We start from the raw sequence: 8,630 nt of genomic DNA, 5'->3' as shown, positions 1-8,630 counted from the left end.
TGTTATTCCCAATTAGAAATGTCCTACCTAATAACCAAATAGAAATGTCCTATATGGACATTTCCAAGTCAAGCACAGGATTCAGATTTCGTTGTTGAATTGCTGTTTTCTGTGCACGTCTGCTTGGCATCTTTTGAGAACGATTACGTTTGTTTTGCTGTTCCAGTTCTTCATGCTGTTGTTGAATATGCAGCAATACAGAACTTAAACGTTTATTCTCAACAATCTCTCGCTGGTTAAGCTGACTTAATTTATCGAAGATGCTGTAATTGATCTTCCGTCCTTCATGCATGATCGCTACAGTACCATCCGGATATTCTAGAAACTCAAGATATTTACCGATCAGCTTCTGATTTTCTTGGATATTATCCAGAATATATACACATTTATCATAAGTAATGGTCAGGCTATTGGTGACTCTGCGGGGTTCACGCCAAGTAAAAATATCATCTAATTCTTCAGCTGTTTCAGTGACAGTCCGGTGGAGATCCTTAGGATTAAAGGCCATCTTGGCAAATTTACGATTAAATTGCTCAATAAAGCAGGGCAGCCAGGCATTGGCATCTGCAATCGAACTGATAGCTTCTAAGCGCATCTCCTTAATCAGACGATCCTGAAGCGTTCTATTGGCTCGTTCTACACGTCCTTTGGCCTGTGGTGAATTGGCGAAGATGATATCGATATTGAGCGTACTGAGTACTCGCCCAAATTGGGTAATCTTGGTGTCTTTCTTGCTGCTTTGATTTACCCTAAAGACTGAATGTTTGTCGCTGTAAAACGCTAAGGGCTTACCGTGCTGTTCAACATACAAACGTGTCGAAATCATATAGTCAAAGGTTGATTCTGACTCACAGAAGCGTAAATGCTGTAATTTGCCTGTGGCATCATCAATAAACACCAGCAGACAGCATTTAGCAGCACGCCCTTCGAACCAGTCATGGTGAGAGCCATCAATCTGGATCAGTTCACCATAGCAATCCCGGTTATATCGAGGCTGATATGGGCGTTTCAGGCGCTTGGCGCGAGGAATCCACAAGTCGGCTGCAATCATCCAAGAACGCAGGGTTTCTACTGAAAGATCGAATCCATGTACGGTGGTGAGCTTTTCATGCGCTAAAGTGGGTCCGAAACCATGGAGTTGGTCAGAAACAATATTGAGGCACTTGAGTCTGAGTTCTTCAGGAAGTTTGGAATTGCTGGTTTGGCCACGACCGGCATGGGCTAATGCAGCTGGACCTTGAGCTTTGTATTTCTGCAGTAAGCGTCTGATCTGACGTTCTGAGATATGAAGTAGCTGAGCAGCCTGGGATTGAGTTATGCGTTGATCGCAGATTTCCTGCAAGACCGACAATCGTTTAAGTTCTTTATCCGACATAGACACCAACATATCAAACCGTCCGCTTCGATAATCGCAAAAGCGCATATTCTAAAAGCGGACATTTTTACTTTGGAGAAACCGGACATTTCTATTTTGGAGTTACATTTTTTTATTGCGTATAACACCCATTATGTTAAATGGAAGGAAGCAAAATAAGTTAACATTTTGCTTCCGGCCACATTAAGCTAGAGTTTTATTTAAATAAAGCTATTTAGTAATCATTAAATTAATTAAAATCTAAATCTAACACCAGCTCCATATAACCAACCTTTCTCAGAGTTTGATTCTATTTGCCACGACGTTTCATCATTACCTTTTGAATACTCATAGGCAATGTCGATATACGGCATGATCTTTTTACTGATTTCATAGCGAGTTTCAAACCCTGCGGTTGCACTGCTTAAACCAGTTTTTTTCGCATATTTAGAGTCATCACTAAAGATCGCATCCAACTCTAAATAAGGTTGAATAATCAACTTTTGCGTAATCAGAAAATCACGTTCCGTTTCTAGGCTAAAGCCCGCATAATTGTCTTCTCCCGCATAGAGATAAGCATCAGTTTCAAAGAAATATGGCGCCATACCATGTAAGCCAATCACCGCATCAACATTTTCTTCGGTGTCTTTGCGATGATCATTGAGTTCAACTTTTTCACTACGATAACGTGCACCAATTTGTGCATCCCAAAAGTCTGAAATCATACGGCTATATAAAAGTTTGGCATCATAATGTGCATCATGCGATTCTTCTTTATCGGCATGAATTTTAATAAAAACCTTATTTTCATCTGTGCCAATACGGGTTTCAAACTCTGACTTTAAATCACCTGTGCCATCTTCATTGACAAGCCACTTATTGTCCACTGTCGTAATCGCATAAATTTGCGCACCGTGTTCTGAGCGATGATCATAATGCGAACTCTGCTGAGCATTCGCATCTGGTACATGATGTAAATGATTAACCGTAGATGTTGCCTGATGTTGTGCCTGATTCATTTGGCTATGGTTCATTTGAGAGCGATCCATTTGCATCGGCTGATTTTGACTAGAAGATGTAGCAACTGTCATTTTTTCAGGCGCACTATGATCTTCACCATTATGTGCCAAACTCACTGCACTGACCATCAACAAAGAGCTTGCTAAAACAGTTTTAGAAAAAAGATTAATGGTGCGCATGTTGATCTCCTTTCTGTACTTTTTGATCTTGCTGTTTCTCTGTTGATTTGTGATGCATTGGCTGATGACCTGCATGTTGATGGTTCATCGGTGCTGAATGTGCAGCATGATTCATTTTCCCCATCATCTGCATGTGTTGTGCATGCTCTTGTGGAGAATGCTGTGAATGATCCATCTCAGACATCGCTTGATGATTCATTGATGGTACATTTTTTCCATCAGTCTGAGCAGTTGAATGATGCCCTTCGTGCGCCAAACTTAAGCTTGTTAAACTCAATACCGCAACAGAAAAAAACGCTTTAAATACAAAATTAGTGATGTGCATGTCCAGCTCCTTTTTGCTCAGTTACTTGGTGAGTTTGAGTCGAATTTGTACCTTGAATTGGCGTTGTAGACACTTGTTCATCGCTAACATTTGCCACGATCAACTTGTTCATCATTCCTGCACTCATGTGATACAACAAATGACAATGGATTGCCCATTCGCCCAACTCATCCGCAGTTAATAAAGCAGTCACTGTTTTACCCGGTGGTACAATCAATGTGTGTTTATTCGGCATATCTACCGACTCTTGACCATTCTCCAACTGCATAAACATGCCATGTAAATGCATGGGGTGCGCCATCATACTGTCATTAATAAATTTGATACGGATACGCTCGCCATACTTCACTTTTAACGGCTCAGCATCACTAAATTTTTTACCGTTAATGGTCCAAATATAACGTTCCATAGTACCGCCCAAACGCACGACCAATTCACTGCTGGCTTCACGAGTATCTTTTTGCGGCTCTAATGATTTTAAATCGCTATATTGCAAGGCTTTATTACCTGCAGGTGTAGAGGCATTTGCCCAACCATAAACCACTTGATCATTTTTTTGCGGTTTTACTGCGCTATGCTGTGAATGATCCGTGCCTTTCATATCGCCATGGTTCATTTTCGAATGATCCATTCCTGAATGATCACCACCACCATGTCCCATATCTTCCATAGTCAAAAGCGAGCGTGGACGTGGCTGAGGCATATGAATGCCGTGTGTCACAGGATTTAGTTCATTGTGTAGCGTACCAATCGCATAACCTGAACGGTCAATTGACTCAGCTTCAATTTGATAATGTCCACCTTTTGGCTCCACAATCACATCATAAGTTTCAGCCGTACCAATACGGAATTCATCTACAGAAATGGGTTTCACAGGCTGACCATCAGCACTAACCACAGTCATTTTCAAGTTAGGAATACGGACATCGTAGAAAGACATCGCAGATGCATTCACAAAACGTAGGCGAATTTTTTCATTCGGTTTAAACATTCCTGTCCAATTTTTTTCAGGTGTTTTGCCATTAATGAGGAAGGTATAACCTGTAACATCCGACATGTCGGTTTTTAGCATACGCATCTGATTCCACATTTTGCGGTCAGACCATGTCGCTTTTATGCCATCACGTTTAACCTGCTTCCAAACATCACCCAAGGTTTCACGCTGATCTTGATAATATTCAGCTGAAATTTTAAGATCTTTCTGAATTTGATCACTGGTTTTTTCATGAAAATCTGACAACATCACCACATAGTCACGTTCAGCTTTTTCATGTGCTGCCAATGGTGTTTTACCTTTTGGATAAATCACAAAAGAACCATATAAGCCGTCTTGTTCCTGTCCTTTAGAATGAGCGTGATACCAATAAGTCCCGCTTTGGCGAATCTTGAATTTATAAACATACTCGCTTTGAGGCTTAATACCGTTAAAACCATTAAATCCTGGTACACCATCCATAATGCCTGGCAACAACAGTCCGTGCCAATGAATAGAAGAATCTTGGTTTTTTAAATTATTTTTCACGCGAATGATAGCTTCATCACCCTCTTCAAACTCAAGCAAAGGCGCAGGAAATTGACCATTTACGGTAATGCGCTTTACAGGCTTTCCAGTTGGGCTGACCACTGCTTCATCAATAACAAGCTGATATTCACGCACTTCGGCAAAAACCAAAGGCGACGATGCAAAACAAATACCTGCTAATAGGTACGAACTAATTTTATGAGACATAACTTAACCTTAATTTTTGAAAAATAAATAAATTTTAAAAAAAATTGGTTAAGTTTTAGGAGGACGTGAAATTTCTTGCCAATACCCATTTAGATATTGGTTGAGGTAATAAAAATTAGGCTGATCTATAGAATAGAAGGTATCTAGGGGATCTAGCGAGCTTTGCAAAGAATGAAGACATGAGATCTGTGTCTGGCAGGATAAGCTAGAACATTCCTGACACTTTTTGTGATCTATATTCTGATTAATAGCTAAATGATTATGGCAATCGGTATTCGTCTGTACTTCGTGATTAATACCATGTTGAGTGACTTGCTGTGCTTGATCTAAACAATGATCTTGGCTCATTTCAGTTTGCATATTGATATGCATTATCTTTACTGATGCAACAGACACACTACTCCATCCTATGGCAAAAACCATAAGAAAACAAAACCAAAGTTTTTTGGAGAGATGAGTCAACACGAATGCTATCTAGGAATAGAATTTAATCCAATATATCTTAACGGAATTTCAACTATTTACAACTCAATATAATTTAGTAGTTTCTCTAAAATTAACATAATACACCTTATACGAAGGCAAAAATGGGAGCTATAAGCTCCCATTTTTAGTCTTTAATTCGCTTTTTCGCTTCGTCATAAACTATGCTATCAGCTCGTTTTCCGACGGTAATGAGCAGGATAACTACCTGATCATCTTTAACTTGATAGACAAGTCGGATACCAGCTTTTAATAATTTGATTTTATAGCAACCTGCAAGATCGCCTCTAAGCATATTCTTTGGAATATGTGGCTGCTCTATGACTTTGGCTAGTTTCTTTTTAAATTGATCTCGTATAGCAACAGGGAGTTTTTCCCATTCTGCTGTAAAGTCCTTGTGACGTAAAAGCTTATAAGTCATCTAATGTGACTTCCTCAAACATCTCTTTAGGATCATTAATGCGCTTACGGACAAGAGCTAATAATTCTTCATCTTCTTCCGAAAGCAAAGCTTTTTTGACAGGCAGTTTCCCAGTCGTAGCAACATACTCAAGAATACTAGTGAAGAAATCCGTAGGTGCAATACCTTGCTCTTTAAGGATTGAATAAGATTTTTCTTTAAGGGCTTCATCGACCCTGAAGTTAACAGTAGCCATCATATTTCCCAAGTATTTAATGTACTAGGAATAGTGTAATGCAAATTGCATTACAAGTCTACTTCGCATAATCCGTATTATGTTAATTTTAGAAGAAATTAAGAATTATCCAATTGAAATTAAAAAAAATATATATTTATAATTAAATGAGCATCCAAGTTAAGAACTAAAATGATAAGAGACGATTTAAAAAAATATCCTAAAGCGATATGGGTACATTTTTATAAAAACCGTATAAGTTTGATGGCAGAGAATGGCATAGCCAAAGCAACTGAAATTCCTAAATCACCTTATGATCATCCAAGAATGATTTTGGCAGATTTTGAAAGCGCTACAACAACATTAAAAGCTTTAATGAGACACCATTCTAACGGTTTATCTTTTTTCAAGTTTACAGCTCCTATTACGATTGTCCAAATAATGGAGCCGATACAAGGTAGTTTAACTAAGATTGAAATACGAGCTTTTAAGGAGTTATTTTTTAATACTGGTGCAAGAGAGGTAAAGCTATATGACCTTGATGGAAATTCTATTGAAGAATAATTTTACAAGCCCTATTTAACATAATGGCGGTTAAGCCCCTTTTAGATAACTTTAGCAACTCGATAGACAGTTGCAACTCCACAATTCACTGCTTTGGCAATTTCTTCCTTAGTCATATTGCCAGCTGCTAGCAATTCTTTTATTCGTTTGTGCTTAGCCTCATTGGCTTTCTTACCTGTTGGCTTGTAACCCGAACGTGTCAGGCCCTGCTTAATACGTTCTATACGTTTCTCATTGTCTAGGCGAGCCATTGTTGCCAGGAGATCAATCAACATATTGTTGATGAGTGGACTGCTCCCAGTATCCTAGACACGAGACGGCCTCATTTTGAAGCTGCCTCAAAGGCTTCTGGACTCATCCCATCGAGATGCGAATGACGCCTGATTCGATTGTAAAACATCTCGATATAATCAAATACATCTGCACGCGCCATTTCTCGTGTTTTATAGATCCTCTTTTTAATTCTTTCCTTCTTTAAGCTGCTAAAAAAGGATTCAGCAACAGCATTGTCCCATGAGCAGTATACTGCGCAAGGCCTCTACGACTCATACTCGGAACTAAATTATGCTTCTGACAGAATTTCTGCCAGTCTCCGCTACTGTATTGTGAGCCTTGGTCTGAGTGTATGATCACAGGTTCATTGGGTCTGCGTCGCCATACCGCCATTAAAAGGGCATCCAAAACGATATCCTTGGCAAGCGTAGGTTTCATTGACCAACCGATGACTTTCCTTGAATATAAATCGAGAACCACAGCCAGATATAACCAGCCTTGCCAAGTGCGGATGTAGATAATATCAGTCACCCACGAGGTATCAGGTGTGTTTACAACAAATTCTCGATTTAAATGGTTAGGTGGCACAATCTGAGGACGACCACGACCATAGCTTTTATGCTTCTTATATCCTCGAACAGCGGCAATGCCATTGTTCTTCATGATCTTCAGCACACGATTCGGTCCACAGCTTTCACCTAGCTCTTTAAGATCCAGCGTGATGCGACGATAACCATAGATACCATAACTGGCATCATAAGAAGAACGGATCAGTTGTAATAACCGTTTGTCTTCAATTGTTCTGCCTGATTCGGGTTCATGTAGCCAGGCATAATAGCCAGCACGAGCAATCTTAAGAACCCGACACATCGTCTTAATCTTAAATTGATGGCTGTACTCAAGGATAAACTGATACTTTACTCGGGCAGGCTTGCAAAGCGGCGTGAAAGCAGTGCTTTCACTTTAAGATATCCCGCTCTTCTTCAGTTTGCTTAAGCTGACTTTTAAGACGAAGGATCTCTTTCTTTGCTTCGAGTAGTTCATGTTCATCAGGGTTGTTGCGTAAAGGCTGTACGGCCTTTAGCCATTTATAAATGCTGTGCTGTGATACACCTAAACGTTCTGCCACATCAGTGACAGAATATCCACGTTCAGTAATCAATTTAACAGCTTCTTCTTTAAATTCTGGGGTGTATCGTTGTCCACTCATAATGTTCTCTCCTATGCAAAAAGAATAGACGAAATTTGTCTAGGAGAGTGGTGGCAGTCCAAGTCCAAGAGAAGCTGATTGCTTAAATCAGTTTTTTTAGTTTAGAAGAGTCGTATCATTTTAGTCAGACTATAACTTCATACTGCGAACTTTTAAGCTGAGCTTTAAATCTGCTGGAGTTATATTCATCGTCTTATCAAAACCCAATTTTTCTGCAAAAGCTGTGCTGTTTTCGTTTGGAGATTCAATAAAAATTCTCTCATATTCATATTTTTCAGCAATATCTAGCAACGTTAATAGCAATGCTGTTCCATTACCATTTTTGACTTTATTAAATCCTACTTTTGCAATTTCGATCAATTTTTCACCTTCATAACATCTAAATCTGAGATAGATATCGTCCAAGTCTTGACAGAAAAAAAGAGTACATCTAGCAGTACCTTCAGGATCTGTAAAACCAAAATCAATGGGAAATCTTAATTTCTCAAGAGTATAGCCGAGGGTCGAAGAAATATATTGTTCCATTGATTTCAATATGTAGTCTTGTTCTTGAGCACTGATTAGCATATTTAAAACTCATAAAAAAAAGTATCATACGATATCTTTAGTTTTTTTCAAACTATTGATTTTTAAATGTTTATATACAAAAGATTATTCTTTAATATAATAATTATCATGCATTATAGCTAATGTAAAAATTCAAATTTAATTTGAACAAATATTAATGTTCCATAACTAATTTTGAATATAGCCTAAGCTTTATAAATATTTTCTGAATATTTAAGTGCCTTTCAAGCTATTCATTAGATCTCTTTCATAAATCAAAAAACGATCTTCTTTTTGGTTAATATTTGCACT

At 38.6% G+C, this 8,630-nt stretch carries 9 protein-coding genes and 2 pseudogenes; 1 reads left to right on the top strand and 10 read right to left on the bottom strand.

What is annotated here, in order from left to right; genetic code table 11:
• Window positions 1-49: 49 nt before the first annotated feature.
• The 7 genes from F955_RS16140 to F955_RS16115 form a co-directional block, all read right to left on the bottom strand.
• Window positions 50-1,375: an ISNCY family transposase gene (locus tag F955_RS16140; RefSeq protein WP_081400761.1), complete on the bottom strand. Its 1,326-nt coding sequence runs from the start codon at window positions 1,373-1,375 to the stop codon at window positions 50-52.
• Window positions 1,376-1,608: 233 nt separating this feature from the next.
• Window positions 1,609-2,553, bottom strand: a complete 945-nt coding sequence (locus F955_RS16135; protein ID WP_004668309.1) for a copper resistance protein B — start codon at window positions 2,551-2,553, stop codon at window positions 1,609-1,611.
• A complete protein-coding gene (locus F955_RS16130) occupies window positions 2,540-2,878 on the bottom strand; it encodes a hypothetical protein (protein ID WP_004897649.1) in 339 nt (112 codons plus the stop codon). The genes F955_RS16135 and F955_RS16130 overlap by 14 nt, the downstream gene beginning before the upstream one ends.
• On the bottom strand, window positions 2,865-4,607 hold the full coding sequence (locus F955_RS16125) for a multicopper oxidase domain-containing protein (RefSeq protein WP_004897648.1): 1,743 nt from the start codon (window positions 4,605-4,607) through the stop codon (window positions 2,865-2,867). Before F955_RS16125 ends, F955_RS16130 begins: the two co-directional genes overlap by 14 nt.
• Before the next feature lie 48 nt (window positions 4,608-4,655).
• Entirely contained in the window at window positions 4,656-5,003 is a 348-nt protein-coding gene (locus F955_RS16795) for a hypothetical protein (protein ID WP_081401042.1), read from the bottom strand.
• A 214-nt stretch (window positions 5,004-5,217) separates the two neighbouring features.
• Window positions 5,218-5,511 (bottom strand): type II toxin-antitoxin system RelE family toxin, encoded by a 294-nt coding sequence (locus F955_RS16120; RefSeq protein WP_004897647.1) that lies wholly within the window; start codon window positions 5,509-5,511, stop codon window positions 5,218-5,220.
• Window positions 5,501-5,746: a type II toxin-antitoxin system RelB/DinJ family antitoxin gene (locus F955_RS16115; RefSeq protein ID WP_000246756.1), complete on the bottom strand. Its 246-nt coding sequence runs from the start codon at window positions 5,744-5,746 to the stop codon at window positions 5,501-5,503. The genes F955_RS16120 and F955_RS16115 overlap by 11 nt, the downstream gene beginning before the upstream one ends.
• 171 nt (window positions 5,747-5,917) lie before the next feature.
• Between F955_RS16115 and F955_RS16110 the strand changes: the two genes are divergently transcribed.
• Window positions 5,918-6,289 (top strand): hypothetical protein, encoded by a 372-nt coding sequence (locus F955_RS16110; RefSeq protein WP_004897646.1) that lies wholly within the window; start codon window positions 5,918-5,920, stop codon window positions 6,287-6,289.
• A 41-nt stretch (window positions 6,290-6,330) separates the two neighbouring features.
• On the opposite strand, the pseudogene F955_RS16105 reads toward F955_RS16110, so the two are convergent.
• The 3 genes and pseudogenes from F955_RS16105 to F955_RS16090 all read right to left on the bottom strand — a co-directional run.
• Window positions 6,331-6,576 (bottom strand): annotated as a pseudogene (locus F955_RS16105) (helix-turn-helix domain-containing protein); the annotation flags it as partial.
• A 35-nt stretch (window positions 6,577-6,611) separates the two neighbouring features.
• Window positions 6,612-7,772: pseudogene (locus F955_RS16100) on the bottom strand (IS3 family transposase).
• A 129-nt stretch (window positions 7,773-7,901) separates the two neighbouring features.
• Window positions 7,902-8,339 (bottom strand): GNAT family N-acetyltransferase, encoded by a 438-nt coding sequence (locus F955_RS16090; RefSeq protein ID WP_004897640.1) that lies wholly within the window; start codon window positions 8,337-8,339, stop codon window positions 7,902-7,904.
• Window positions 8,340-8,630 lie beyond the last annotated feature (291 nt).

The organism is Acinetobacter schindleri CIP 107287, assembly GCF_000368625.1.
Classification (GTDB): domain Bacteria; phylum Pseudomonadota; class Gammaproteobacteria; order Pseudomonadales; family Moraxellaceae; genus Acinetobacter; species Acinetobacter schindleri.
Note: the sequence above shows the minus strand (reverse complement) of the source record. Positions and strands in the feature narration are given on the sequence as shown.

Coding starts and splice junctions, on each gene's coding strand:
- F955_RS16090 (WP_004897640.1), bottom strand. CDS start 8,339: ATGCTAATCAGTGCTCAAGAACAAGACTACATATTGAAATCAATGGAA.
- F955_RS16130 (WP_004897649.1), bottom strand. CDS start 2,878: ATGCACATCACTAATTTTGTATTTAAAGCGTTTTTTTCTGTTGCGGTA.
- F955_RS16135 (WP_004668309.1), bottom strand. CDS start 2,553: ATGCGCACCATTAATCTTTTTTCTAAAACTGTTTTAGCAAGCTCTTTG.
- F955_RS16120 (WP_004897647.1), bottom strand. CDS start 5,511: ATGACTTATAAGCTTTTACGTCACAAGGACTTTACAGCAGAATGGGAA.
- F955_RS16125 (WP_004897648.1), bottom strand. CDS start 4,607: ATGTCTCATAAAATTAGTTCGTACCTATTAGCAGGTATTTGTTTTGCA.
- F955_RS16115 (WP_000246756.1), bottom strand. CDS start 5,746: ATGGCTACTGTTAACTTCAGGGTCGATGAAGCCCTTAAAGAAAAATCT.
- F955_RS16110 (WP_004897646.1), top strand. CDS start 5,918: ATGATAAGAGACGATTTAAAAAAATATCCTAAAGCGATATGGGTACAT.
- F955_RS16140 (WP_081400761.1), bottom strand. CDS start 1,375: ATGTCGGATAAAGAACTTAAACGATTGTCGGTCTTGCAGGAAATCTGC.